Below are 24,955 nucleotides of genomic sequence, written 5' to 3' on the forward strand. Positions count from 1 at the left end.
CCGAATTGAACGCAAGTAGCGGTAAAATATGAAACTTAGGAGCGCCAGACGCTCCGATTCCATCAGGGTGCCTGACGCTCTAGCGGATTTTGCCGCGAACGGAAACGGAAAAGCGGCGAAAAAGTGGAAATACCGGCGGACGTGCCGCGCCGTCAGCGCACGGCTGGATCGAACCGCGTCTCAAGCCGCGAGAAGCGCCAGCGCAGCAGCCGCACTTCGGACGGGTCGACGCGCACCGCGATCTGCTCGGCGCGCCTTGCACCGTCAGGCCCTGAAAGGAACACGCTTTCCTCGATGGCAACCTGCCCGTATTCGCTTTCGAAAGACCATGCCTGCCCGTCCGGCAGCAGCAGCAGCACGCGCTGCCCGTCACCTGCGAAGCCCGTCCGCACCAGCGGATGCAGGTGGAAGCGCACCACTGCGGACAGGCCGCCTGGCGGATCCTCGACGGCGATGAAAGCATCCTCGCCGTCGAGCAAGCCGCGGTCGCCATCAAGCCGCAGCCGCCGCTGATGAATGAGGCCCAGACGCTTGCGATAGCCGTCATGCGCGCCACCGAGCGTCTGCACCGGAGCATCGGGCGTTCCGCGCTTGACCTCGACATTTTCCACGCCGCCGATGATCGGCGCGCCAAGCAACCTGCCAAGCCAGCGATCAAAACGAGCCAGCGGCGAGGCGCCCGTCTGCGCCCCCGCGAACTGGCAGGACGAAATATTCCCGATGGTGACGGTGCTATGTGCGGCGGTGGAACGTGCGGCCAGTGACGGAATGGTGCTGCCAGCGCGCGATGCGCCGCAATTAACGATCATCCGTGACCGCCCTGCGCTGAATTCGAACGAGAGGCACCCGGCATGGGCGCGTCTGGCGTAAGCCGGCGGCGGCGGCGGACCGACGTCTGCAATCAGCAGCAGATCGGCGGATGCCAACCGTTCGTAGCCGGAGTGCGGGGCATGCCGGATCGCACGGGAGCGCGTGTCGTCATAGGCCAGAAGCGTGGCGATGAGATCGGCCTGCGTCGGCCCCATACCGTTGAACAGCGCCAGCGATCCCTCACCCTCGCGAAACATGCGCAGCATCGGCATCATGCGGTCGATCGCGCCGAGAAGCTGCGGCGGCGGCGAAATCCCGCGCGCGGCATAGACCTGCCGCAACGGCAGCAGTTCCGCCAGCAATGTCACCACCACCTGAGGATTGCGGCTGATATGCCCGCCGTCGGGCAAAATCTGACGCGCCAGTTCTTCGCCAAGCTGCCGCGTCACCCTGCGCTGAAGGCGACCCAGATTATCGAGACACAAACCCGCCATGGCCAGCGCGATCAACGCCAGAAGCAGGTTCTCGCCCTCAAGATCACCATGAATGCGACCACCGAGCTGTCGCACGCCACGCGCGAGCGCCCGCATGAACCGGCGGTAGAACGCATGGTCGGCGCCCTCCAGCACCAGCGGCGACTGGCTGAGAAAAGCCAGCATTCGCCGCGCCACGATGTCCGGGCTGGCCGCCACACCGCGCCTGTCCAGCCGGGCGACCAGGAAATCATCGACGAGCGCGCGTGCGTTGGCGCGGGCAAGAGCCGAATCGGCCGCTCCCAGATGTCGAAGCCACGTAAAGCTTGCCAGCGCCCGTTTCCACGATTCCGACGCCGCCTCTGCCTCGAAGGGTGAACGGCCACGGCAATCAATGCTTTGACCCGCAAGAGAAAAGTAACCGGCGTAAATATCCGACGCTTCGGTGGGATCGGCCGTTCTCAGATCCTGCGGCGCGATGATGACGCGCTCCGGCGAGCGGCGCCGCAACAGTGCAAGCGCGCTCCAGACGCGTCCGGCATAGCCGACGAGCCGCCTCCCCGCATGGGAGAGACCGAAGCCGTAGAGACGCCAACGCTGCTGATCCGCACCCACGGTCCCGGACAGTCCTTTCATGGAGTGACTTCGCCGCTTGGAAAAAAGCCCGGCGAAAAGCTGGTCGATGAAAAATCTGGCATGCACGCAGCATGCATTTCTCACGCTAGAGGGAAAAGGTTAATCGAACGGTACGCAACCGCACACGTCACTGACATATTGCCGATATCTCACAGCAACCGGAACACCCGCTCTCCCGGCTCCGCAAATGGGGCTGAGTGCAGATGACGCCAGAATCGGCTTGACAAATCCACACGACGTTGTAGCAGGTAAAGTGCATGAAGATGGCGCGCAAGGCCCATTTGCATCGCATGTTCAGTCCGGCAGGCAAGCGGATACGGAAGATGGCTCGCACTATTACAACGAAAGCGAAAACCATTCTTCAGGTCGCGACGATTATTACGTCGACGACACGCTGACTTCTGCCCTCGTTCCCGGACCTCTCTCCCCCTGGTACGAGAGAGGCAAGGTGACCGGAAGGCAAAATGCCCCGGCGCCCCGGATCCGGGAGAGACCGAACAGGAGACACCCCAAAATGGGCTCTGAGGCAACTGGCTTCAAGATTGCCGTGGTTGGCGCCACCGGAAACGTGGGCCGCGAGATTCTCGATATTCTGGCTGAGCGCGCCTTCCCGGTGAGCGAAGTCGTGCCTCTGGCATCGCGCCGCAGTCTGGGGCAGGAAGTGTCTTTCGGTGACCGCACGCTTGTAACGAAGGATCTGGCCACCTACGATTTCTCCGACACCGACATCGTGCTGATGTCAGCTGGCGGTGACGTGGCGCGTGAGTGGGCCCCGAAGATCGGCGCGCAGGGCGCGGTGGTCATCGACAACTCCTCGGCCTGGCGTTACGACGCCGACGTGCCGCTGATCGTGCCGGAAGTGAACGCCGATGCGGCTGCCGGCTTCTCCAAGCGCAACATCATCGCCAACCCCAACTGCTCCACGGCGCAGCTTGTCGTGGCGCTGAAGCCGCTTCATGACGCCGCCACCATCAAGCGCGTGGTCGTGGCCACCTACCAGTCCGTTTCCGGCGCTGGCAAGGAAGCCATGGACGAGCTGTTCTCGCAGACGCGTGCGGTGTTCACCACCGGCGAAGCGAAGGCCGAGAAGTTTACGAAGCGCATTGCCTTCAACGTCATTCCGCACATCGACGTGTTCATGGAAGACGGCTACACCAAGGAAGAGTGGAAGGTGATGGCCGAGACGAAGAAGATTCTCGACCCCGCCATCAAGCTCACCTGTACCGCGGTGCGCGTGCCGGTGTTCATTGCCCATTCCGAGGCTGTCAACGTCGAGTTCGAAAGGCCGATCACGGCTGATGAAGCCCGCGATATCCTGCGTCAGGCGCCGGGCATCCTTGTGGTCGACAAACGCGAGAACGGCGGCTACATCACCCCGCACGAGGCTGCCGGCGAAGACCCTACCTATGTGTCGCGCATCCGCGAGGACGCGACCGTGGAAAACGGCCTGTCCTTCTGGGTCGTGGCGGACAATCTGCGCAAGGGCGCGGCGCTCAATGCCGTGCAGATTGCGGAAGTGCTGGTCAACCGCAAGCTCATCAGCCCGCGCAAGGCCGCCGCATAATTTCGGTCGGAGGCGGCATTTTCCAACGGAAAACGCCATCCAAAATAGTATCGTGATCGAACAAAGCGCCACCCCTTGGGGCGGCGCTTTTTCGTTTCCTGCTAATCCATCAGGACTCGGGTGAGCCTGAATGTTCGGGAAACTTGTTTATCGCGGCGCTGCTGCTGGTATGCCGCTCCATGGCTTCAGCCAGCGTGACCAGAAGCGCCAGTTCCTTTTCCGGCAGGGCCTGCGCCGCGAAAGCCAGCCGGTCATCAAAAGGCGTCCTCGATGTGGCGGGAGAATCGTCCGGCGACAACCCAAGCAGCCAGTTCGGTGTCGTGCCAAGCGTCCCTGCGATCCGCACCAACGTCGCAAGATCGGGCTCACGTCTGCCAGCAACGTAGTGCCCATAACGTCTCTCATCGAGGCCGCAGCGACGTGCCGCTTCAGCGTTCGATATGCCGAGCTGTTTCGCTCGTTCTTTCAGCCTGTGTCCAAATATATCCATAGGAACAATCTGTTCCTGAGTGACACATATCTTGCCATCGTCATTTAGGTTCGTTATCATACTACATAACGTCGATAAGGGGCGTTTGTTTCACAATTGATCGGCACATGACGCGGAAAATTGTCATTTGGATCGCGGCTTTGACGCCGCTTGTGATCGTGCTGCTCGAATATATCTGGCAGTATTTCATTCGCCCACGCCGCATCCCTGTCCACAGAATTACAGCGATGGCCGACAATCTCGTCGCCACTTATGGTCCCTTTGCGGAGCACGAAGCGTTTTTGAGACAGCAAAATGAGTGGTATCGCGGAGACTTGCTGGCTCAAGGCACCTGGATGCTCGTGCGTCGACATCTTCACATGCGGTGGGAGGCGAATGACACCGAATTGTTCGATGCGCGCGAGGCAGATAAAATATTGAACGCTAAAAACACGATGCCGCCGTGATGCCAAAAAGACATCACTGGCGGCAGCATTGTTCTCTGAAAAATGCCTGCGCTTCGTCAAGGCGGCAAGCTCACGGGCAGATCAACCCTGACGTGTGAGCGGTGTGAAGTGCGCCACAACCTGTTCGTAAACAGGCCGCTTGAACGGCACCACGAGTTCCGGCAGCTGCTCTGCCTGCTCCCAGCGCCAGGTGCTGAATTCGGCGCTGAACGCACCATCGCCCGGCTTGAGCACGTTGATCTCCGACTCATCGCCGGTAAAGCGCAATGCAAACCATTTCTGCTTCTGGCCGCGATACTTGCCCCGAAGAGCGATACCGATCACTTCCTCGGGCAGATCGTATGTCAGCCATTCCGGTGTTTCGCCGAGCAATTCCACCGAGAGGATGCTGGTTTCCTCATAAAGCTCCCGACGGGCGGCGTGGAGAAGATCTTCGCCTTCATCGACACCGCCTTGAGGCATCTGCCAGGGATGCTCGTTCGGCAGATTGCCTTCGTCGTATTGGTCCTTGTGACGGGAGCCGATGAACACCCGCCCGGAGCTGTTCAACAGGAAGATACCGACGCACGCGCGGTAGGGTAAATCCTCCGCGCGAACCTTATGGTCCTTGCCCTTATGCGACATCGTTCTGTCCTGCCTATCCGCGACCGGCGATCACGTCGGCCCGTTTAGCGGGCCGGCTTGTCGTCCGAAGACTTGTCCTTGTCGGAAGGCTTAGACTCAGTGTCTTTCTTTTCCGTGACACCTGCCGCCGATTCCGGCTTCTTGTCAGCGCTTGCCTGCTTTTCCTCAACCTGCGCTTCGGTCGTCTTCTTTACCAATGCAGGATTCGGAATGCCGCGCAGCAAATCGAGAGCGGCGTTGAGCTGGGTGTCCTTTTCCGGGTCAGACGGAACATAGGCGGATGACCCCTTCGGACCCTGCTCTTCCTTATCCTCGGTAGCGGCGGTGTTTTCGGTCGCCTCGGCTTCCTTGTCCTCACCGTTGCGCAGGTGACCGCGCAATCCGGCTTCACCTTGAATTTCGTCCTTGCCCTTCAGGTCATCCGGAATGATTTCCTCGATGATGAAATCAGGATCGATACCCTTGGCCTGAATAGAACGCCCGGACGGCGTATAGTAGCGGGCAGTCGTCAGGCGCAGGGCACCATTCTGTCCAAGCGGAATAATCGTCTGCACGGATCCCTTGCCGAACGAGCGCGTGCCAATCAGCGTCGCGCGCTTGTGATCCTGCAATGCACCGGCCACGATTTCCGACGCGGAAGCCGAACCACCGTTGATGAGCACCACGATCGGCTTGCCCTTGGTAATGTCGCCAGCGCGAGCGTTGAAGCGCTGTGCTTCCTCAATGTTGCGACCGCGGGTCGAGACGATCTCACCGCGTTCGAGGAAGGCGTCGGATACGAGCACGGCCTGATCGAGCACGCCACCAGGGTTGTTGCGCACGTCAACGACAAAGCCCTTCAGCTTGTCGGCAGGGATTTCTTTCAACAATTGCTCGACGGCGTTCGTAAGGTTGTCGAACGTCTGCTCATTGAACTGCGTGATGCGCAGATAGCCGACGTCATCCTTTTTCTCGAAACGAACGGAGCGGATGCGGATGACGTCGCGCTTCAGCTTGAGTTCCAGCGGCTCGGCGCGGCCGGTACGCTGGATTTTCAGCGTCACCTCGGAGCCCACCGCACCGCGCATCTTTTCGACCGCCTGGTTGATGGTCAGGCCCTGCACCTGCTCGCCGTCGATGGCGACGATGAGATCGTTCGCCAGCACGCCCGCACGGGCAGCGGGGGTTTCGTCGATGGGGCTGACGACCTTAACCAGCCCGTCTTCCATCGTCACTTCAAGCCCGAGACCGCCGAAGGAGCCGCGCGTCTGCACCTGCATGTCGCGGTAGCTCTTGGCGTCCATGTAGCTGGAGTGCGGATCGAGCGACGACAGCATGCCCGAAACCGCGGCCTCGACCAGCTTGCGCTCGTCGGGCGATTCGACATAATCACCGCGAACCTTGTCGAACACGTCACCGAAGAACGTGAGCTGACGATAGGTATCCACGGAGGCGGCGACGGCGCTGGTGCTCGTCAGCAGCCGCGACTGGGTGCCCACGATCGCCACCCCTGCGCCGATCACTGCACCCACCATAATCAGAGACAACTTGCGCATCATCCGCGAACCTTTTCGCCTTTGGTCTTCGCCCACCACGGTGACGGATCGATGGAACCACCGTCTTTTCTAAACTCAACATACAGGACAGGGCCGTTCGCGCCACCCGCAAGTGCGCCCGGAGCGAGAGCATTCACACCGGATGGTAAAGCCTTGCCCATGAGGCCGACCGGCTCACCCGTCAACACGAACTGGCCCAAGGCCACATTAATACGTTCCATTCCCGCCAGCAGCACATAATATCCGTCGCCGGCATTGATTATCAAGAGTTGGCCGAACGATCTGAACGGCCCAGAGTAGACCACCCAGCCATCGGTGGGCGATGAAATGACCGACTCCTCGCGGGTGGACATGGCCATGCCTTCCATCCGCCCGCCGAAACCATCAGGCTCGCCAAAGCGCCGCACGATATCGCCGCGAACGGGATAGGGCAATAATCCCAACGCCTTCGCGAACGAAACCTTGGGTTCGAGCCGCGCATTATCCCCAAAAGGCTCGGCGGCCAAGCGTTGCTCGACCCCCTTCTCCCGCGCGCGCTCGGCTTCCTGCGCCTCCTCCGCCGCACGGCGGGAGGCGGTGATTTCCATCTCCATGCGCGCGATCAAATCCTTGAGATTGCGGGATCTGTCGGCCAATTCGGCCACGCGCGCGCCTTCATCGGCATCACTTTTCTCGGCCTCGCCGATGCGGCGCTGCCGTTCCTCGATCAAAGCGGCGAGGCGCTCCTGCTCGCCTTGCAAGGTCTCGATATCTTTCTTCAGCGCTTCGCGGTCCGTCGCGATGGTCTGGCGCAGACGCGCCAATTCCGTGAGGTCGGAGGCCAGCGCCTCGGCTTCCTCGCGCAAATCCGGCACCACTGCGCCCAGCAAGATCGCGCTACGCAGCGCCAACAGCACGTCCTCAGGCTCGACGATCACTGCCGGCGGCGGAGAACGGCCCATGCGCTGCAACGCCGCCAGAACTTCGGCAATGACATCGCGGCGGCTTTCCAGCGAACGCCGAATCGCCTGCTCGCTGCCATCAAGGGTTAACAGGCGCTGCTCCAGCGCCGTGACGCGATCCTCCGCGCCGCGAATCCGGTCGGTCGTTTCCAGAAGGACGCGATTCAACTCGGCGCGGTCGGCGCTCAAGCTGGCGATTTCCGCCTGCAAAGCCTTGCGCCGCTCCTCACGGGCGGCAAGATCAGCCTCCAGGTTCTGTAATTCCTCGCGCTGCCGATTGCCATCATCGGCCTGCTCCTGAGCCGGAATCGACTCGGCAACAGGCTCTTCCTGCGCGCGAGCCGGCGAAAGCACAGACATGCTCACAGCAACCGACAGCGCCAGGCCCGTCATGAGCCAGCGAAAACCGGAGATAGCAGAGATCTGGAAACGCAATACCATCAGCGCCCTGAAGCAGCCCGTGACGGCCCTGCCGCAACTTTTCGGCCGCGCCTGTGTTCAACCATACCCGTAGCAACAACCCGTGAGATACCCCAGTCTCAGGCGCGATGGTAGGGGTGACCCGCGAGAATCGTCAGGCCACGGTATACCTGCTCCAGCACCAGCGCACGCACAATCTGGTGAGGCATTGTCATGGCCCCGAACGAAAGCACAAGCGCGGAAGCGTTACGCACGCTGGCATCCAATCCATCCGGACCACCAATAGCCAGATTGATGGCGCCCTCGCCGCTGTCACGCCATGCGGATAACCTGTGAGCAAAGTCTTCGCTGTCGCAGTTTGCGCCGCGCTCATCAAAAACGATCAGCGGCCCGGGCAAGCTGCGCGACAGCAATGCTCGCCCTTCATCTGCCTTGCGCTGGATGGCATTGCGTGACGGACTTTCCGCCAGCTCCGCCATGTCCACACCGCCAAACCCGAGCGCACGCGCCAACGGGCCAGCGCGCTCGGCATACCGCTCGACCAAGGCTCGCTCGGGGCCGGCCTTGAGCCGCCCCACCGCAAGGACGAGAATACGCACGCCGATCAGCCGTCGAGTTTCTCTTTGGGTCGATCCGGGCTCCAGATCTTCTCAAGATTATAGAAGCCGCGCACCTCAGGCTTGAAAACATGGACGATGATGTCGCCCACGTCGATAAGCACCCAATCACAAGCCGGCAATCCCTCAACCCGGATGGGGCCGATGCCGGCATCCTTGAGCGCCGAAACCACCTTGTCGGCGATAGCGCCGACATGCCTGTCCGACCGCCCGGAGGCAATCAGCATGGTATCCGCAATTGACGACCGGCCGATGAGGTCGATCTCGACGATTTCCTCGGCTTTCATGTCCTCAAGCTGCAAGCGCGCGATGTCCGCGGCGCGTGTGGCGGCGTCATCAGCCTGCGCGCTCTGCGCATCCTGGCGCCTCAGCAATGGCGCCTCGTGAGCGCCGTATTCCGATAACTGGCTCAGTGCCTGCCCCTTTTTGGTAGCGGAGCGCCCAATTGCGCTCGTCGTTTAAAGATAGTCTCACAAATCCGACGCTTCAACGACAGCATGTCGGGAAACGGGTAATTTGCGCTGGAAAGCTTGGTTTGCCACATACTCTTTATGGAATTTACGCCCCGTTCCGCGCCGCAGCCTCGCGGATCTGCGTCGAAGACAACGGCGAGCGCGGCCCATAAAGGAAGGTCCATGCTGGCAGCGGCGCGGAGGCCAGCAGGCCGGCATCCTCTTCCGGAATTCTGTAGCGCGCGAGCGTTACCGCTGCGCGTGCATTGACCGCCTGCAATGTCGACCCCGGCCGGTCGATGATGGCAATCGGCACCAGCCGGGCGATATCGCGCCAACGCTGCCAGCGATGAAAGCCCTTCAGATTATCGGCACCCATGATCCAGACGAAATCCACCTGCGGACAGCGGCGCTTGAGATAGGCGATGGTGTCATAGGTAAAGTGGGTGTCGATATCGGCCTCAAAGCCGGTAATGTCGATTCGCGGGTGCCTGGCCACTGCCGCGGCGGCTTTCATGCGCTCTGCCAACGGCGGCAAAGAGGAGTTATCCTTCAGCGGATTACCGGGGGTGACGATCCACCACACGCGGTCCAGTTGCAGCCGCTTCAGCGCTGCAAGGCTGGCAAGGCGATGGCCGTCATGCGCCGGATTGAATGAGCCCCCGAAGAGGCCGATGCGCAAGCCGGGCGCGTGCGGCGGCAAAACCGGAAGAGCCCCCCTCATGCCGCCCGCCCCTTGCTGCCGCGCTTCATCAAGGCCGGGTCTGCCCGTTTCCGTGGATGCGATATTTGAACGATGTCAACTGCTCCACACCCACCGGCCCGCGTGCATGCATGCGCCCTGTGGCAATGCCAATCTCCGCCCCGAAACCGAACTCGCCCCCGTCTGCGAACTGCGTCGACGCGTTATGCGCGACGATGGCCGAATCGACCTCACGCTGAAAACGCACCGCCGCATCCCCATTGGCGGTGATGATCGAATCGGTATGGTGCGATCCGTAGGTTTCGATGTGATCAATGGCAGCGGCGATATCGTCGACGACCTTCGCAGAAATGATGGCGTCTTCGTATTCCGTGCGCCAATCCTCGTCCGTCGCGGCCTTGACACGCTCATCCACGGCCTGGGTCGCCGCATCGCCGCGCACCTCACAACCTGCGTCGAGCAGCGCAGTCACCAGCGGTTTCAGGTGTGTGCCCGCAACCGCCCTGTCGACGAGCAGCGTTTCCGCCGCGCCGCAGATGCCGGTTCGGCGAAGCTTGGCATTGAGCAGCACCGTGCGCGCCATCTCAAGATCGGCATCCGCGTGGACATACACGTGGCAAACGCCGTCGAGATGGGCGAACACCGGCACACGCGCTTCCGCTTGGACACGGCCCACGAGGCCCTTGCCGCCGCGGGGCACGATGACATCGATGGTGCCTTCAAGCCCGCCAAGCAGCAAGCCCACTGCATCCCTGTCCCGCACGGGAACGATCTGTACGGCATCGGCAGGCAAACCGGCTTGCTCCAGCCCGGTACGCAGCGCCGCAACCAGCCGCGCCGCCGAACGGAAGCTCTCCGAACCTGCACGCAGAACTGCCGCATTGCCGGCCTTCACGCACAAGGAGCCGGCGTCGGCGGCAACATTGGGGCGGCTTTCAAAGATGACGCCGATCACACCGAGTGGCACGGCTACACGCTCGATGACCAGACCGTTAGGGCGATTGAAGGTCGCGAGCAATCGGCCGACAGGATCAGGCAAATCGGCAACCGCCTCAACCGCCGATGCAATTGCCTCGACACGCGCCGGCGTCAGTTGCAGCCGGTCGATAAACGCTTCGATACGACCAGCAGCGCGCGCCTCGGCGACATCTTCGGCATTCGCCGCGAGGAGGCCATCGGCATCGTCGCGAATCGCGCGTGCGGCATTGCGCAGCGCCGTTGCACGCTCGGCGTCCGATGCCAATGCCAGTATGCGCCCGGCCTTGCGAGCACGGCGTCCGATATCGAGCATCAGTTCATTCAATGGGACGACAGTTCCTGCCCCGTCGCGAGACACATCGATGTCAGCAGCAGTACCTGTCATATTCCGTAACCCCTCAGACCCGGAAGCCGAAAACGATCAGCCACCGCCATTTCCGTTCATGTATCACGCCCGCCGGGCGCGTGGTCAAGCGCGCCCTCCGGTATCTCGCGCCCGAACAGCACCAGATCGTCGCGATGAATCACCGTCGCACGGCCACCATGCCCGAGCAATCTTTCGATATCCTGTGTCGAATGCCCGGCGATCAACCCCGCCTCGTCAGCGTCGTAGCCAATGATGCCACGGCCTATCTCGCGCCCGTCCGGACCGCGGACGGAAACCGCATCACCGCGATGGAAGTTGCCCTCCAGCTTTCTCACACCAGCTGGCAACAGGCTTGCGCCATTGCGAAGCGCCCGCTCCGCCCCGGCATCAACATGCAGCACACCATGAGGCTGCAACGTGCCGGCAATCCACTTTTTGCGTGCGGTCACCGGGTTTGAGGGCGACAGGAACCATGTGCCACGCGCGCCGTTCATCACTGCGCTCACAGGGCCATCCACGCGTCCATCGGCAATGAGCATGCAGGCCCCGCCAGCGGTCGCGATCTTGCCGGCCTCCACCTTGGTACGCATGCCTCCGCGCGACAGCTCCGAAGCCGCTCCCCCGGCCATAGCCTCGATAGCGGGCGTGATCTCCTCCACCAGCGGAATGTGCCGCGCATCCGGATTACCGTTAGGCGGGGCGGTATAGAGACCATCGACATCCGACAGCAAAATCAGCAGATCCGCACCTACCATCGTGGCAACACGGGCAGCCAGTCTGTCATTATCACCGTATCGAATCTCGCTGGTCGCGACCGAATCGTTCTCATTGATGATCGGCACAGCGCGCAATTCCAGCAGCTTGGTGATAGTTGCGCGGGCATGCAGGTAACGGCGGCGTTTTTCGGTATCCGAAAACGTCAGCAGGATTTGCCCGGCAATTATTTCATGCACGGCCAGCGCCTCGGTCCAGCGTCGTGCAAGCGCGATCTGCCCAACCGCCGCCGCGCCCTGGCTTTCCTCCAGCCTGAGAGGACCGGCCGGCAAGTGCAGCACAGTGCGCCCGAGCGCTATCGCGCCGGATGACACCACAATGACCTCGGTGCCTTTTTCATGCAGACGGGCGATATCGTGGACAAGAGCGGCAAGCCAGCTACGCTTCAGCCGGCCGCGCTCCCGATCCACCAGCAGCGAGGAGCCGACCTTGATCACAACGCGACGGAACCGCCCCAAATCGGGCAGACGCGCGGATACGGCAGGAATGGCGACAGCGTCAGTCATCATAATCTGTCAACTAAAGGAAAACGTGGAGCCGATATTTATCCGACCCGAGCCGGGAAGAAAGCGAAAACTGCCATCAGGGGCAATAACCGCTTCACGGCTGCCACGCATCCTCCGTTTCATCGCCTGCCTCAGCGGCTTTTTCCTCGTCGATGATCCGCACCAACCGCCGCAGCGCCTCGTCCACGCCTTCGCGGGACGCTGAGGACAGCAGCAGCGGTTGCTGGCCAGCGACCTCCGCCAGTGCCGCCACACGTTCGGCCCGCGTTTCCTCATCAAGCGCATCGACTTTGGAAAGCGCCAGCACCTCCGGCTTATCGGCCAGATCCGCGCCGTATGCCTCCAGCTCCGCACGGATCACAGCATAGGAGCCGGCAACATCCTCGGATGTCGCATCCACCAGATGCAACAACACGCGGCAGCGCTCGACATGGCCGAGGAAGCGATCCCCAAGCCCTGCCCCCTCATGCGCACCTTCGATCAAACCCGGAATATCAGCCAGCACAAAGCTTCGACCATCGATAGCGACAACGCCAAGCCCCGGATGCAGCGTGGTGAACGGATAATCTGCGATCTTCGGCTTGGCTGCGCTCACCGCCGCGAGGAACGTTGACTTGCCAGCATTGGGCAAGCCCACGAGTCCGGCATCGGCAATAAGTTTCAGCCGCAACCAGATCCACATCTCCGTGCCTTCCTGCCCGGGATTGGCCCGGCGAGGCGCTTGATTCGTGGATGATTTGAAATAGGCATTGCCGAATCCGCCATTGCCGCCGCGAGCCAGCACGACGCGCTGGCCCACCTCAGTCAGATCCGCCAGCAGCGTTTCGTTATCCTCGGCAAAAACCTGCGTACCCGCCGGCACCTTGAGCACAGCGTCGGGGCCGCGCGCGCCCGAGCGATTACGGCCCATGCCGTGGCCGCCCGTGCGTGCACGGAAATGCTGTTGGTAGCGATAATCGATCAGCGTGTTGAGACTGTCGACGCACTCGACCACAACATCCCCGCCGCGACCGCCGTCGCCACCATCCGGCCCACCGAACTCGATGAACTTTTCGCGGCGAAATGAAACACAGCCCGCCCCGCCATTACCGGAGCTGACAAAAACCTTCGCCTGATCGAGAAACTTCATCTTTATGCGAGCCCGTTACAAAAACCCCCGGCTGACACAAACAACCGGCACACAACGACAGATTTTGGCCTTTTCGTCGAAACGCAAAAGACCATAGCATTTTATTTTACGCACTTATCAGAACAAAGCAGCATCCATTTTGCTCGAAACCCTGCCTGCGTTTAATTCGACAGATCGAACTGAACGCAGGCTGTTTCGCGACAGCAAAATAGCCGGAACGTCAGGCTACGAGCGCTGGGATACGGCGCGCGCGTCCCAGAACCGTGTCCAGATGCGGCAAAGTGCAGTCGAGCGAGCGCGAATACCGAGGCGTTTCGCCCACAATCACAAAACCAAGCTTTTCCTGCACCCGGATGGCGGCATGGTTGCCGGCAAAAACTCCGGATGTGATGTGGACAACGTCGTGAAGCGTGAAAAACGTATCCACAAAAGTTTCCACCGCCTCACTCATCAATCCGCGGCCCCACCAGGATTCACCCAGCCAATAACCGAGCGTCAACGCCCCGTCACGTTGCTGGAGCGAAATCGCGCCGCAAGGCTCGTTTCTGTCCTCAATCACGAAGTGGGCACCGTCCCCACGCGTATTTTCACGTGCAGCACGCGCAAGATACTCATAGGTATCGTCAATCTTGCAGGGCCAAGGGACATTGGATAACCGCTGCGCGACACCCCGCGTCATCAAGACATTTAGCGCAGGCGCATCATCCTTGCACACTGGACGCAGGATCAGCCGATCAGTTGTGATGGCTTCATTCAGCATGACCGTCTCCCCGTTCGTGTCGCTGCGTAACCCGGGAATGGGGCGCGAGTGAGATCGCATCCGCCATATCGGTGAAACGGTACCTGAACGGGAAGAAGTTTCATGCCTTGGCGATGCAGGCCATTGTGAGCAAAACACCAGGCGCAGGCGGCATCGGCACGGGCAGCCATCTGTACGCGACCCACAATATGGGCAATCGCGCTGGCGACGTCGGCGATGATAGTGCGAATGGTCATCTGTTTGCTCCGGTCCTGCCCGCACCCTTGCGGGACGAAATGACAAAGGGGAAAATGGCATCCCATTTTCCCCCGTCAAAGGATCGCAAGCTGAAGCAATACGAGCCGCCGCCGGGCTGATGGAATGCCGGCGAAAGCCCTCTGTCGGACAGCTTTCGCCTGTTTACTCTGCTGCTTCCTGCACCGCGTTGATGCGGACGTAGGAGCGTGCGTGACGCGTCAGAAACTCGACATGCCCTTCAACGAGAGCGAAAAGGGTATGATCCTTGCCGATACCGACGTTATCGCCAGGATGAACCTTCGTGCCACGCTGGCGGACAATAATGTTGCCCGGAATGACGCGCTCGCCGCCATACTTCTTGACGCCAAGGCGCCGGCCGTCCGAGTCGCGACCGTTGCGGGATGAACCGCCTGATTTTTTGTGGGCCATGATAGACTCCCGAATTATTGAATGCCGTTAAGCCGTCCCAGTAGCGCACCCCTTGGCGCGCCGTTTCTGAACAGCCTGAAACTAATGACAGAACGGGCTGCTTATTCAGCGGCCTCGGCCTGAGCCTCCGGCTTCACCGGGCGCGGAAGCGCCGTACCGCCGAGGAGGATATCGGTGATGCGCACCACGGTCAGCTCCTGACGATGGCCACGCTTGCGCTTGGAATTCTGGCGGCGACGCTTCTTGAAAGCGATGACCTTCTTGCCGCGGGTCTGCTCAACCACCTCACCGGCGACCGATGCGCCTGCAACGACGGGAGCGCCAACCTCAATGCCGTCTGTGCCCTTGGAGAGCACGAGCACGTCGTCAAACGTCACCGCAGCGCCTGCATCGAGAGCAAGCTTTTCAATCGTGATGACGTCGTCGGCGGCAACAGTATACTGCTTGCCGCCAGTCTTGATGACTGCGAAAGTCATTGGTCTGTCCTGCTACTGATCCTCTCTTGCCGATATCCGTCCACACACCGAAGCATGGCAGACAGATTGACCGACAGAGCGGCTTTTTCTGTGTTTTTAAGAAACGAAGCGCGTCAAGCTGGTGATGCCGACGCCGTCGATTCCGACGGATGCAGAATCCCCCTCACGGAGGCCCCTCGCATTTGAAGTGTTTCGTTTAATTCTCCTGCCCGCTACTGTCAACGAAAATCTGGAAAAGTGCTTCAAAGCCTCTTGATCTTCGTGCCGACTCGGCTAATAAGGTCACCACCGCGAGCGGAGAGGTGGCAGAGTGGTTGAATGCACCGCACTCGAAATGCGGCATGGGGGCAACTCCATCGGGGGTTCAAATCCCTCCCTCTCCGCCATACTTCTTTCCCTAAAAATTTGAAATCACTTAATTTATTGAGAAACAGAGCTGTTTATGCCGCATCATACACGAGAGCGGCAGACAGACATTGTTTCTGTACGTAGCTTGTGTCGGCCTTAAACCCCTTGTGTCCGCCTTAAACTCATGGGGCTGGATACTGACCACGGCGACATGGATAGACATGGTCTCCCGACGATTGAACGATCTCGGATCTGCGGCCTTCAGACGTGCCCTCAACGTCACAGGGGATTTGATTTTTATTCCCTAGCCCGAGTCTCCCGAGAGCAAATTCTCGATGGCAGGCCATGTAAATAAAGAAGACTTCAAGCTTAATCCGCCTTCATGTAAAATTAAAGCCAAGATTATAGGATTGCGTTTTTTCGCATGGTTGATATCCATTGCCAAGCTCGCATCTGAGCGGATTATGGGGGATGATATGCGCAAGCTTTTATTGACAGTCGCCGGAGCGTGCCTGATTTCTCTTGGCTCTGGCGCGGCTGGAGCCCAGACTGTCGGTGATTGGGTTTTAGGTAATTTTCAAGGGAGCGGTTATTGGTTCCCTGGTGTGATTGCGAATGTTGCCGGCGACAAGGTCACCATCCGTTATGATGATGGCGATCTTGAAACTGTTTACGCAAATGCTGTTCGCCCTTATGATTGGTCAGTAGGTACGCGTGTTGAATGCAACTTTAAGGGCGCTGGCGACTGGTATGCTGGCAGGATTACCTCTCTCAGTGGAGAGCGCCTTAGCATCGCATATGAAGATGGCGACAAAGAAACGACAAAAACGGGTAAGTGCCGGTCACGCTGACAGCACTCTGGCAACCTCTGCAGACAGCAACGTCATGCGGGGTACTTTTGCATTGGGTCTAAGATCGATAGGATGGCAGTCAATCTGGATGCATAACATCCAGTATTAAGCTGTTGGCAGCTACATTAAAGCGTTTTAAGCAAAGTGGATACCGCTTTGCTTAAAACGCGTAAAACCAATAAGGTAGAATATTTCTGCGTTTCAACGAAATGCTGAAATGCTCTGGGCAGTGTATCGGCACCGATCTCTCTTAGCCCGAGCAACTCGGGCTAGAACAATGAATCTCCAGCACCGGATGTTATAAGTTGAAAGCATAGCCGCGAGATAATTTTTCGCGCCCCGCTCATGAGCAGGGTATACTGTCGCGGAATCTCCTTCACGGTAGACATACGCGCATCCTGGCTCTAATTGCCGCTAACGTTTGATTGGTTAGACATACAGATATAGAAATATCGCTTGTTTACTTCAGATGCTTTATTTCATCGGACGGTTTATTAAGCTGATAATTCTACGCTACATACAAATATAACTTAAAAGCAGCGACGGCGATTTCCATTCTATTTCTGATCGCTCCTATATGCCCGAGACCGGCCGCCCGGCTGATCATCAAGCCATGTTGACAGAGCAGAATACAATACATATACATTTCGTATATAGATCAATTTCAGAGATTGTTCATGGGAATCGTAAAAATCGATGACGACCTGCATGAGGATGTTCGTCGGGCAAGCACGGTGATGTGCCGCTCCATCAACGCACAGGCAGAGTTCTGGATGAAAATCGGCATGTTGGCTGAGGCCAATCCAACGCTTTCCTTTAACGACATCACGAAGATGCAGTTGGAAGCGGCAGAAGTGCATACAAAAAATTTGGTAGTCGCCTGAGATGGTGAAGACGCCTGATGAACTGGCACTCATGCGTGCATCTGGCAAAATGCTGGCAGCAGTATTCGAGATGCTGAACAGGCAAGACTTGATCGGCATGTCGACACTGCAAGTCAACGATCTGGTCGAAGCCTTTATCACCGAGGATCTCGCCGCCCGCCCCGCAAGCAAGGGACAATATGGATTTGAGTATGTTCTGAACTGTTCGATCAACCATGTCGTCTGCCACGGCATCCCCAATTCAGGCGAGATTATCTGTGATGGCGACATTGTGAATTTCGACATCACACTGGAAAAGAACGGTTTTATCGCAGATTCGAGCAAGACCTACCTGGTGGGCAACCCTCCACCTGCCGCACGGCGGCTGGTACGTGTCGCGTGCGAAGCTATGTGGAGGGGTATCAAGCAGGTTCGCCCCGGAGCCCACCTTGGCGACATCGGCTTCGCGATCGAACGGCACGCAAAGAGAAACGGCTATTCGGTCGTGCGAGAGTTCTGTGGGCATGGCATTGGTCGCGAAATGCATGAGGAACCACAGATTCTCAATTTCGGGCGCCCCGGAACAGGTATGAAATTGCGCGAGGGCATGGTCTTCACCATCGAGCCGATGGTGAACCAGGGCACCCGAAAGGTTTCAACCAACGACGACGGTTGGACGGTCATAACCAATGATGGGAAGCTCTCCGCCCAATTCGAGCATACGGTCGCCGTAACGAGAACTGGCTTCGAAGTCCTGACGCTGCGTGGCGAAGAAACAGCAATATAGGAAGGCAGAGTGTGAGGTTTCTGATGGCAGCTTGCGGCATCAGTTGAATATCCATTGGCAGACTATTTTCTAAAGAATTTTACGTTCAATTTAATTTAGCGATTTGAATGCAAAGTGCTTTAGGCTGAAATATTGCAGATATCGCATTTCGACTCTCAATTATATTATACTATGTCGCCAGCGTTGCTCTCGACTACGCCCATATCCGGGCATCGACATGCTTTGCCGTTCCAACCGCCTCAGTTTGCCGGCCGATTGACTTCCTCCAAACCCGACCTATGGTCGTAGCAACCTGAGAGGTTGCAGTAGCGGGTTGACGGACGACAGCATGGCTGTGTCGAATTAAGAACCGTTATGCCACGGTCGATAACGAGGGGGAAATGCCGGTATGAAACGCCGACCCGACCGTTCCATAAGCGCGCCTCCCGGTGGATTCGCGCAGATTCCTTTCATGTGGGCATCATTCGCCTTTACGACCGCCGGCAAAATGGCGTCCGCGATGGCGCATAATCTGTCCGCTGTTCAGGCTGGGCATACCACCGAAGATGCGCCCCTGCACTGGACAACACCGCATAAGGTGGCGTTGGAGATTGAGGCGGCGACGTTGCGCGACTTCTCCACGGGAAAGGGACCAGACGGCGCGACACTCATCTGCACGCCGCTGGCTTTTCATCGCGCCACGATCGCCGATTTCTCACCCAGGCACAGCCTCGTTGCTGCGCTGCAGGAGGAGGGCCTCGACAATATCTTCGTCATAGACTGGCAACCGGCAACAAGCGAGATGCGCCACAAGTCTCTCGACAGCTATTTCAGCGACCTCAACGTTCTTGTCGACAGCTTACCGCAGCCAGTTGATATTATTGGACTTTGCCAGGGCGGATGGATGGCCCTTGCCTATGCTGCAAGGTTTCCGCACAAGGTTCGAAAACTCGTGCTGGTGGGTGCGCCAGTAGATATTGCCTCGGGCATGAGCACTTTGTCAGCACTGGCGGCACGCGTCCCCGACAATGTCTTCGAGCATCTTGTGGAGCTGGGGGGCGGCACCATTTGCGGCAAGCGTGCGCTTGAAATTTTAGCGCCCGCCGGCATCGATGAATCATACATGTTTCAGACTCTGCAGATTGATCCCGGTGCGCCGCCGGAAGATCTTGCCGCCCTGCGTGAAACTTTCGACACCTGGTTCTGGACGACTATCGATATCCCCGGCCGCTATTATCTCGATGTCGTCACGCGCATTTTTAAACAGAACCGTCTCGCGTCCGACCAACTCAAAGTGCTTGGGCAGATCTCGGTATTGTCACGCGTGACATCTCCCATGCTTCTGCTGGCAGCCGAACAGGATGAGTTCGTCGCCCCGACCCAGCTCTTTACCGCTGAAAAGCTCACCAGTTCTCCCCCCGACGCAGGGCGCAAGATCATGGTGCCCGGTAACCACCTCAGCCTGTTTCTCGGCGGCAGAACCGTGAAGCAAATCTGGCCGCAAATCGGACGTTGGCTTCTGCAACCTGCTTGAACCATCCCAAAAATAAGAACTATTTTTTGCGTTCCACCAGAAAGCAGAAAAGACGCGCCCGGAATAATCCGGGCGCGTCTTTTTGTCAGGAACAACTTGTTTAGAGTGCAGCAAGCAATCTCAATGTTTTAGAAGTCACGCTGAAGGCGGATGCGGCTCGTCACGACATCCTCGGAGCGCTGGCCTTTCAGCAGAAGCTCGTTCTGGAAAGACTTGCGGTCAACCTTGGAGTACAGAACCTCGACACCGATATCGAACTCGCTGACCGGCGACCAGATCACGTTCGATCCCACAGACCAGGCGTCGAAGTTACGCAGATCGGCATATTCGGTTTTGGCCGAAGTGTTGTAAGACACGCCGGAATAGCTGCCGAAGAGACTCTGGCGCACGCCAGGTGTCCAGTAGTGCAGGAAGGCAGCCGTCGCGTTCCAGCCGCGGGTCTTCTTGATGTCGCCGTTGACGATAGCGCCATCGACGGCACTGACCGTGAAATCGGCATATTCAATGTCACCGATACCGATATAGCTTAGCGCGCCATCAGCATATGTGCCCTGCAACCACAGCACATCACCCTTGGCAAGAGCCGACAAGTCCAGCTTTACGCCACCCTGCACGGCCCAACCGTAAGTCGTATCGACGCGCTGGCCCCAAGACCCGCCAAGCGGGGTGTAGATCGATGCGGAATTCAGCTGATGAAGAGCACCGGCCAACTGCGCAGAGCCCCAATCCTGCTCGACATTGAGGTTGGCCACGACATCGGGAACACGTTGACCGGCCGCGTCATAGAAGTGATCGCCGGTGCGGCGTGCATTGGCGTCTTCGATCGACAGGGTTGCCGAGAAGCCGTTGCCGAAGGTCGCCGTGTAGGCAAAGAGGTTGGTGGTGAGGTCCGAACCGAAAGATCCCTCAAAGCCGTTGGCCCAGTTGAGATCGTTGGCATAAAAGTCGAAGAACGACGTCGCATGACCAGCAGTCAGGCCAGCCCACTGGATGAACGCCTTTTCGAGCAGGGCGCCCTTGTCCGAGGAATCGAAGATGCCGGAGTTCTGGTCGATCTCATAACGCAGGAACGCGCGCAGGGTGCCGTAGTCGGTCGGCGTGCGGACGTCCACATCAAGGCGGCCACGGGCACGGAAACCGGTTGCGTCTTGCTCGCGGCCATCTTTCCGCGCGGATACCAAGTTGCCGCTCGAGTCAAAGTCGAGAATGGTGCGGCCCTTGGGCTGCGTATAACCAAACTCGGCCCGGACATGGCCGCCGATGCGGATGCAGGAATCGGTGCCCGGAACGAAGAAGAAGCCGTCGCCTTCTGCACTGCAAACGCGTACATATTCGACCGGCTGACTCTTGGTGACGGGAAGGTCGGCGGCAAACGCCGCAGGCACAACCATCATGACGGCAGCGCCGCCCATCAGCATTCCCTTTACAGACCTCACCATGCTGCCCTCTCCTGTTTCAGCACTTCAACAGTCCTGCCGTGCAATTCGCCCATGCCGGGGCCGGGAAGCGCCCTCCAGCGTTACTGACGACGACGACAACGTACACAATTACGTGATTTACACAGTAAATATTCCCGTTGCAATAAAAATCAACTCGCCTTCAACATAACCGATATCAGTTTTTAACTATGAAAAACTTCCGCCTGCAAAACAGGCATCCGGTGAAGCTTTAATGGCACAGTGACAATTTTTCGTGCAACACCCTTTTTGCTATAAATCAAACAAATGGCATTAACTACGTCGACACACCAACCACCGGAAAATAACAATAACCGCAGAAGGATAACCTGATATTTCATCACAATATCAATGCTATGCAATATTGGTAAGATGCGGCTACCTCATGATCGAAACCTTTCCGCATTTACTTCGCAGTGCCCCGAAAAATACTTGAAAAGCTTGAACTTAGCCTGAAACGTATTCGTGTCTGGTTTCGCATAAATGTCGGGCGACACGTATAAACTGTGCTGAGTTGACGCATTCTTGCCGCAAGGGCCTCACCGGGAAGCGATATTCCGAATAACTTCACATGACGGATGCTATAAGAACCACCAACACAACCTCGGGGTGAGGATCGACCATTAAATTCGTCATCCTGCGAGCTTGCGAGACGTTATCCATGTCAATTGCGCCATCCGGCATGCAACGTGGCAGGACGTCCTCAATACCCGCCAGGTCATGTCCGCGCGGTTGTGTTGAACGTTTTAGGACACCGACAATCCTGTAAGATACCCGGTGAATGTCGAAACCGGCTTGTAAGCAGAAGGTGAGCGGATCAATGGCGAAGACACATGTAGAGCATCTTCTGCTGGGGGGCGGGCTTGCCAGCGCGACCGCCGCCGAGACACTGCGGCATGAAGGCGCGAAGGGCGGTATTCTGATCCTTTCCGAGGAAAGTATCTCGCCTTATTATCGGCCATTCCTGTCCAAGGAATATCTTGTTCAGCATCAAGACCCTTCCAAGCTGCAGATTTTCCCCGAGTCCTTCTATGCCCAGCAGGACATCCGGCTGATGCTAAACACGACCGCCGTCAAGGTGGATACGCAAAAGAAATTCATCGCCACGGCATCCGGGCAGGTCATCACCTACGACAAGCTGCTCATTGCCACGGGCGCCAAGCCCAAGCCCATTCACATTCCGGGCGCGGAACTCGACGGCGTTTACTCCCTGCGCCGGCGCAGCGAGGGCGAGGCCATCCGCCATGCCGGCCTTGAGGCCAAGCGTGCCGTCGTGATGGGCGGCAGCTTCCTGGGCATGGAAATTGCCATGTCGCTGCGTCATCTTGGCCTTGATGTCACGATTGTCGAAATCGGCAATCGGGTGCTTCAGCATCTCGAATCGCAGTTACTGTCCAATTTCTTCCACAGCTTCGCCGAGGCGCAGGGGCTGACGATCCACCTGCTCGATGACGTCATTGCCATTGAAGGCGACGACAACGGCAACGTCCGCTCCGTCACGACGCGCGGGGGCAAGGTCATCCCCACAGATATGGTCGTCGTCAGCATCGGCGTGGATGCAGCGACCTCGTTCCTCTACGGCACGGGCATCGATCTGGACCGGGGGCGTGTGCTGGTTGACGAGTTTATGGCGACAAACGTGCCGGGCGTATTCGCCGCTGGTGATGTCACCACTTTTTACGATCCGGTCTTCCGTGACATGCGCCACATCGAACATGCCGATAATGCCATGCGGCAGGGACGGATCGCGGCGCGTAATATGCTGGGCAAGCGCCAGCGCTATGAGCAGGTTTCATACTTTTTCTGTGAGGTCGGCGACCTCAGTTTCAGCGCGCTCGGCATCACGGAAGACGCCGACGAATGGATCGGCCGCGGCAGCCTTGAAGACCGCTCGTTCGCGATGTTCTATCTACGGGAAGGCATCGTGCGCGGCTATTTCTCGATGGGCCGGCCGGCCAGCGAGACGCGAACCGCCGAGGGGCTGATCCGTTATCGGGTCAACGTATCGGACCGAATCGACCGCATTGCCGACGCCAACATCCCGCTGGATGATATTCCGACCCAGAACGTGCTTGTGTTGCAGGGCGGCGGCGCGCTGGGCGCTTTCGAGACCGGCGTGGTGCAGGCGCTGGAAGAAGAAGGCATTTATCCGGATATCGTTGCCGGCGTCTCCATCGGCGCGATCAACGGAGCCGTCATCGCCGGCAACCCGCGCAACCCCACAGAGGCCCTGACCGCATTCTGGAAAGACCTCACCGTCACGGTGCCCGGTCTGTTGCCGGAGGATTTGCGCCGCACGGCTGTCTCAATGCAGATTCTGGCTTTCGGCGTGCCGAAATTCTTCCGGCCGCGTTGGTTGCCGCCGGCGCTCGACCTGACGCAACTGCCGCTGAACTGGACAAGTTATTACGACACGTCGCCGATGAAGGCGCTGCTGGCGAAGTACGTCGACTTTTCCAAGCTGAAGAACGGCCCCGTTCGGCTGCTGGTGAGCGCGGTCAACGTGACCACAGCCGAGCTTGAGGTTTTCGACAGTTATGTTGACGACCTCACGCCGGACCACATCCTCGCGAGCGGTAGCCTGCCGCCGAGCTTCCCGTGGACCGAAATCAACGGCAAATCCTACTGGGACGGTGGCATCATCAGCAATTCACCGCTTGATATTGTGCTCGACCGTTGCGGGCCGGAGGGCAAGCAGGTTTATGCAGTGGACCTTTTCGCCTCGCAAAAGCCCCTGCCCCAGAACCTGATCGAAGTGCGCTCGCGGCTGAGTGAGATCATCTATTCCGAGCGCGTACGCAACGATATTCGCGTTCGCGAAGTGGTCAGCGCCTATCGCGGACTTATCGAGCACGTCCTCAGCCATGTCGAGGAAGAAACGGCGGCCCGCATTCGCCAGCGGCCCTACTACATCCAGTTGATGGGCGACGGCGCGCCGATGAAGATCACCCGCTTCCTGCGTGTCGGTACGCAGGGCGAATCATCATCTCGCGACTTTGATTTTTCGGATTTCGCCATCAGCGAAAATCACAGGGAGGGCTATGAGCTGGCCCGCAAAACGCTACAAGAGTTGCGTGAACAAGAGCTGGAAGAGTTGCACGAGCGCGAGCTGGAAAGCGAGCTGAAACAACCGCTTGCCGATGTCGCGGAGTAAAATGCCAGTATAAGTCACCGGGGTTCAAGCGCATGCGTTGGCCTGAACCCCGGTGACTTCAGACTGTTTGGCTTTGTGTAAGTTCTGGCGGATCGCGCTCAGGAACCCGCGTATTTTGCGCGCAACCGCTGAGCCACGCGCTCGGGGACGAAATGGGCGACATCGCCGCGCATCTTTGCGATCTGCCGCACGAGCGTTGCGGTGATGGGGCGAGTTGCCGGGGACGCGGGCAGAAAGACCGTCTGCACGTCAGGCGCCATAGCGCCGTTCATCCCGGCCATTTGCATCTCGTAATCCAGATCAGTACCGTCCCGCAGCCCGCGAATCAGCAGCGATGCACCATGTTGCCGGGCGGTGTCGACCACGAGGCCATCGAACGTGACGACATCGAAGTCCACACCGGCTGCCGCCGCGACCGGCGCACATTCTTCCCGCAACATGTCAGCCCGCTCATCCACACTAAACAGGGGCGTTTTGCCGGGGTGGATGCCGATGGCGACAATCAGCCTGTCAGTCAGCAGCACAGCGCCGCGCACGATATCGATGTGACCGTTGGTCACCGGATCGAACGAACCCGCGTAAATCGCCGCACGCGTCCTGCCCTGCTGCGTCATG

At 58.9% G+C, this 24,955-nt stretch carries 24 protein-coding genes and 1 tRNA gene; 9 read left to right on the forward strand and 16 right to left on the reverse strand.

The annotated features are described in order from the left end of the window. Nucleotides 1–152: 152 nt before the first annotated feature. Entirely contained in the window at nt 153–1,919 is a 1,767-nt protein-coding gene (locus FHS81_RS09510; protein WP_183752360.1) for a heparinase II/III family protein, read from the reverse strand. Between the two features lie 514 nt (nt 1,920–2,433). Between FHS81_RS09510 and FHS81_RS09515 the strand changes: the two genes are divergently transcribed. After that, nucleotides 2,434–3,483 (forward strand): aspartate-semialdehyde dehydrogenase, encoded by a 1,050-nt coding sequence (locus FHS81_RS09515; protein ID WP_183752363.1) that lies wholly within the window; start codon nt 2,434–2,436, stop codon nt 3,481–3,483. Nucleotides 3,484–3,592: 109 nt separating this feature from the next. Here the strand turns inward: FHS81_RS09515 and FHS81_RS09520 are convergent, their stop codons facing one another. Beyond that, nucleotides 3,593–3,973, reverse strand: coding sequence for a helix-turn-helix domain-containing protein (locus FHS81_RS09520; protein ID WP_183752366.1), 381 nt, complete (start codon nt 3,971–3,973; stop codon nt 3,593–3,595). Nucleotides 3,974–4,080: 107 nt separating this feature from the next. Here FHS81_RS09520 and FHS81_RS09525 point away from each other — a divergent pair, with 107 nt between their 5' ends. Further along, the gene (locus FHS81_RS09525; protein WP_183752368.1) at nt 4,081–4,419 is read left to right on the forward strand and encodes a hypothetical protein; all 339 of its coding nucleotides are present in this window, start codon (nt 4,081–4,083) and stop codon (nt 4,417–4,419) included. An 81-nt stretch (nt 4,420–4,500) separates the two neighbouring features. Here FHS81_RS09525 and FHS81_RS09530 read toward each other — a convergent pair whose 3' ends face one another. The 10 genes from FHS81_RS09530 to FHS81_RS09575 form a co-directional block, all read right to left on the reverse strand. After that, entirely contained in the window at nt 4,501–5,043 is a 543-nt protein-coding gene (locus tag FHS81_RS09530; RefSeq protein WP_183752370.1) for an RNA pyrophosphohydrolase, read from the reverse strand. Between the two features lie 44 nt (nt 5,044–5,087). Continuing rightward, nucleotides 5,088–6,578, reverse strand: a complete 1,491-nt coding sequence (locus FHS81_RS09535; RefSeq protein ID WP_183752761.1) for a S41 family peptidase — start codon at nt 6,576–6,578, stop codon at nt 5,088–5,090. Then, nucleotides 6,578–7,879 carry a murein hydrolase activator EnvC family protein gene (locus tag FHS81_RS09540; protein ID WP_246374937.1) on the reverse strand — a complete coding sequence of 434 codons (1,302 nt, stop codon included), beginning with the start codon at nt 7,877–7,879 and terminating at the stop codon, nt 6,578–6,580. Before FHS81_RS09540 ends, FHS81_RS09535 begins: the two co-directional genes overlap by 1 nt. Nucleotides 7,880–8,058: 179 nt before the next feature. Then, nucleotides 8,059–8,538, reverse strand: a complete 480-nt coding sequence (gene rlmH, locus FHS81_RS09545; RefSeq protein WP_183752371.1) for a 23S rRNA (pseudouridine(1915)-N(3))-methyltransferase RlmH — start codon at nt 8,536–8,538, stop codon at nt 8,059–8,061. 5 nt (nt 8,539–8,543) lie between these two features. Beyond that, on the reverse strand, nt 8,544–8,930 hold the full coding sequence (gene rsfS / locus FHS81_RS09550; protein ID WP_246374938.1) for a ribosome silencing factor: 387 nt from the start codon (nt 8,928–8,930) through the stop codon (nt 8,544–8,546). Nucleotides 8,931–9,114: 184 nt separating this feature from the next. Further along, the gene (locus tag FHS81_RS09555; protein WP_183752372.1) at nt 9,115–9,732 is read right to left on the reverse strand and encodes a nicotinate-nucleotide adenylyltransferase; all 618 of its coding nucleotides are present in this window, start codon (nt 9,730–9,732) and stop codon (nt 9,115–9,117) included. 28 nt (nt 9,733–9,760) lie between these two features. Continuing rightward, nucleotides 9,761–11,002: a glutamate-5-semialdehyde dehydrogenase gene (locus FHS81_RS09560; RefSeq protein ID WP_183752767.1), complete on the reverse strand. Its 1,242-nt coding sequence runs from the start codon at nt 11,000–11,002 to the stop codon at nt 9,761–9,763. 128 nt (nt 11,003–11,130) lie between these two features. After that, complete coding sequence (gene proB / locus FHS81_RS09565) at nt 11,131–12,336, reverse strand: glutamate 5-kinase (protein WP_183752769.1); 1,206 nt, start codon at nt 12,334–12,336, stop codon at nt 11,131–11,133. A gap of 94 nt (nt 12,337–12,430) precedes the next feature. Further along, the gene (gene obgE, locus FHS81_RS09570) at nt 12,431–13,465 is read right to left on the reverse strand and encodes a GTPase ObgE (RefSeq protein WP_183752373.1); all 1,035 of its coding nucleotides are present in this window, start codon (nt 13,463–13,465) and stop codon (nt 12,431–12,433) included. 220 nt (nt 13,466–13,685) lie between these two features. Next, nucleotides 13,686–14,225 carry a GNAT family N-acetyltransferase gene (locus FHS81_RS09575; protein ID WP_183752374.1) on the reverse strand — a complete coding sequence of 180 codons (540 nt, stop codon included), beginning with the start codon at nt 14,223–14,225 and terminating at the stop codon, nt 13,686–13,688. 71 nt (nt 14,226–14,296) lie between these two features. On the opposite strand from FHS81_RS09575, the gene FHS81_RS09580 reads away from it, so the two are divergent. Continuing rightward, nucleotides 14,297–14,581, forward strand: coding sequence for a hypothetical protein (locus tag FHS81_RS09580; protein WP_183752375.1), 285 nt, complete (start codon nt 14,297–14,299; stop codon nt 14,579–14,581). A 43-nt stretch (nt 14,582–14,624) separates the two neighbouring features. Here the strand turns inward: FHS81_RS09580 and rpmA are convergent, their stop codons facing one another. Further along, nucleotides 14,625–14,891 (reverse strand): 50S ribosomal protein L27, encoded by a 267-nt coding sequence (gene rpmA / locus FHS81_RS09585; RefSeq protein WP_183752377.1) that lies wholly within the window; start codon nt 14,889–14,891, stop codon nt 14,625–14,627. A gap of 101 nt (nt 14,892–14,992) precedes the next feature. Next, nucleotides 14,993–15,367 (reverse strand): 50S ribosomal protein L21, encoded by a 375-nt coding sequence (rplU, locus tag FHS81_RS09590; protein ID WP_183752379.1) that lies wholly within the window; start codon nt 15,365–15,367, stop codon nt 14,993–14,995. Between the two features lie 296 nt (nt 15,368–15,663). Between rplU and FHS81_RS09595 the strand changes: the two genes are divergently transcribed. The 5 genes from FHS81_RS09595 to FHS81_RS09615 all read left to right on the forward strand — a co-directional run bounded on the left by FHS81_RS09595 (nt 15,664) and on the right by FHS81_RS09615 (nt 19,729). Then, nucleotides 15,664–15,753 (forward strand) — tRNA-Ser (locus FHS81_RS09595). Nucleotides 15,754–16,050: 297 nt separating this feature from the next. Next, a complete protein-coding gene (locus FHS81_RS09600) occupies nt 16,051–16,566 on the forward strand; it encodes a tudor domain-containing protein (protein WP_246374939.1) in 516 nt (171 codons plus the stop codon). 677 nt (nt 16,567–17,243) lie between these two features. Further along, nucleotides 17,244–17,450 carry a ParD-like family protein gene (locus tag FHS81_RS09605; RefSeq protein ID WP_183752382.1) on the forward strand — a complete coding sequence of 69 codons (207 nt, stop codon included), beginning with the start codon at nt 17,244–17,246 and terminating at the stop codon, nt 17,448–17,450. A gap of 1 nt (nt 17,451) precedes the next feature. Continuing rightward, nucleotides 17,452–18,216, forward strand: a complete 765-nt coding sequence (gene map, locus FHS81_RS09610; protein WP_183752384.1) for a type I methionyl aminopeptidase — start codon at nt 17,452–17,454, stop codon at nt 18,214–18,216. Between the two features lie 487 nt (nt 18,217–18,703). After that, nucleotides 18,704–19,729: an alpha/beta fold hydrolase gene (locus FHS81_RS09615; RefSeq protein WP_183752386.1), complete on the forward strand. Its 1,026-nt coding sequence runs from the start codon at nt 18,704–18,706 to the stop codon at nt 19,727–19,729. 128 nt (nt 19,730–19,857) lie between these two features. Here the strand turns inward: FHS81_RS09615 and FHS81_RS09620 are convergent, their stop codons facing one another. Next, nucleotides 19,858–21,168, reverse strand: coding sequence for a porin (locus FHS81_RS09620; RefSeq protein ID WP_183752388.1), 1,311 nt, complete (start codon nt 21,166–21,168; stop codon nt 19,858–19,860). An 838-nt stretch (nt 21,169–22,006) separates the two neighbouring features. Here FHS81_RS09620 and FHS81_RS09625 point away from each other — a divergent pair. Beyond that, nucleotides 22,007–24,340, forward strand: a complete 2,334-nt coding sequence (locus FHS81_RS09625) for an FAD-dependent oxidoreductase (RefSeq protein WP_183752390.1) — start codon at nt 22,007–22,009, stop codon at nt 24,338–24,340. Nucleotides 24,341–24,438: 98 nt separating this feature from the next. Here the strand turns inward: FHS81_RS09625 and coaD are convergent, their stop codons facing one another. Beyond that, nucleotides 24,439–24,954, reverse strand: coding sequence for a pantetheine-phosphate adenylyltransferase (gene coaD / locus FHS81_RS09630; RefSeq protein ID WP_183752392.1), 516 nt, complete (start codon nt 24,952–24,954; stop codon nt 24,439–24,441). Nucleotide 24,955 lies beyond the last annotated feature (1 nt).

Origin of the sequence: Pseudochelatococcus contaminans (assembly GCF_014195635.1) — a bacterium.
In the GTDB taxonomy this organism is placed as follows: domain Bacteria; phylum Pseudomonadota; class Alphaproteobacteria; order Rhizobiales; family Beijerinckiaceae; genus Pseudochelatococcus; species Pseudochelatococcus contaminans.